The sequence below is a fragment of the Novosphingobium rosa NBRC 15208 genome (assembly GCF_001598555.1).
GTDB classification, from domain to species: Bacteria; Pseudomonadota; Alphaproteobacteria; order Sphingomonadales; family Sphingomonadaceae; genus Novosphingobium; species Novosphingobium rosa.
In genome coordinates this window covers 1-1,357 of the sequence record NZ_BCZE01000174.1, presented here as the reverse complement: position 1 = coordinate 1,357, position 1,357 = coordinate 1, and the positions used below count along the sequence as shown (strand labels likewise).

At 63.9% G+C, this 1,357-nt stretch carries 1 protein-coding gene and 1 pseudogene; both read right to left on the bottom strand.

Translation table 11 applies throughout. The features are described from left to right. Window positions 1-242 precede the first annotated feature (242 nt). Entirely contained in the window at window positions 243-626 is a 384-nt protein-coding gene (locus SR3_RS30270; protein WP_068095135.1) for a c-type cytochrome, read from the bottom strand. Window positions 627-770: 144 nt separating this feature from the next. Further along, window positions 771-1,357, bottom strand: a pseudogene (locus SR3_RS32065) (DNA replication/repair protein RecF); the annotation flags it as partial.

Sequence of the window (1,357 nt, the reverse complement as noted above, 5' to 3'; positions counted from 1 at the left end):
GCCGGGCGGTTGCGCGCTGGCCATGGGGCTGGGAAGAGCCAGCTTTGCCGATGATGGGCTCGCGCTCGTGATGCAGCCGGTTTGATTTTCGGGACGTAAAGGGAAGGTGTGAGGGTGTTACACCCTCGCGCTCCCGTTATTTGTCGGCGTGGCGCATCGGGTTCGGACTTGGGGCAACGTTGCGGCGTTGCAGGCTTTCCTCGCTCCGGGGTGGAGGGGGGCGTGCCAAGGTCGGGAACCGACTATTTGGCCCTCGCGATCTTGCCGGTCAGATACTCATTCAAATCGCGAAAATCCTGAACGGTCCAGGCGAAGGCAGGCAATTTCACGCCGTTCTCTCGTAAAGTCCTTGGAATAAGATCGCCATTGGGGCGCAGGATCACCGAGGACACGATAACGCCGGGATAATCATGCAGGCGCTTCTTGAAGCCGGGCGTGGTGAGATCAGGGGTAGGCGGATTGCTTTTAAGGGCCAAAGGCCCCGTGCCCTTGAGGTCCGTTCCGTGGCACATCGCGCAACGGCTCAGGAAAATCCGCTCTCCGTGTCCGTTGTCTGCGAAAGACGCGGACGGCATGCCAAGAGCTGCCGAGAACGCCGCAACGATAAACCTCTTTTTCGCGATCATCGTTTTTCCCTGCAATCACAGATCAATCGTTTCCCAGGGACGATCGGGTGCCACTGCCTTTTCGCCGGGAAACGTTATGAGAGCGCGAGGGGGCGTTTTTTTCTGGTCGCATGTTTCGAGCGACATGCTCCGGGCCCCTCGCATCTACTCTTCTTCCTGAATTCCCCCTTCAGCGATCTTCCACACTGAAGGGGTTTGCAGGCCCTCGAACGGTTCCGGTTCGGTCCCGGTCATCCAGACCTGAGCGCCATTCGCCGCCAGGCGCTCGAACAACGCCCCGCGCCTCAAGGGATCGAGATGCGCGGCCACTTCATCCAGCAGCAGCAACCTTGGCAAGCCCGACACCGCCGCGCCGGATACGTCGCAATGCGCCAGGGTGATGGCGATCAGCATGGCCTTTTGCTCGCCGGTCGAGCAATCGGCGGCGGGTTGGTTCTTGGCGGCCATGGTCACCACCATGTCGTCGCGGTGCGGGCCGGTCAGCGTACGCCCGGCGGCGCGGTCGCGTGGGCGGGATGCAGCCAGCGCCGCGGCCAGATCGTCGCGCTCCAGCGGACCGCCGGGGGCGTGCGCAAGGATGGGGCGGGCGAAGGGGGCATCGGGCAGGCGGGCAAGGATATCGTTCAGGCGCTCGATCAGGCGCGCGCGGGCCTGCGCGACGGCGGCTCCAGCCTCGGCCAGTTGCGCCTCGATGGCGTCGAGCCACTGGCGGTCGGGTGTGGCGGGCAGGG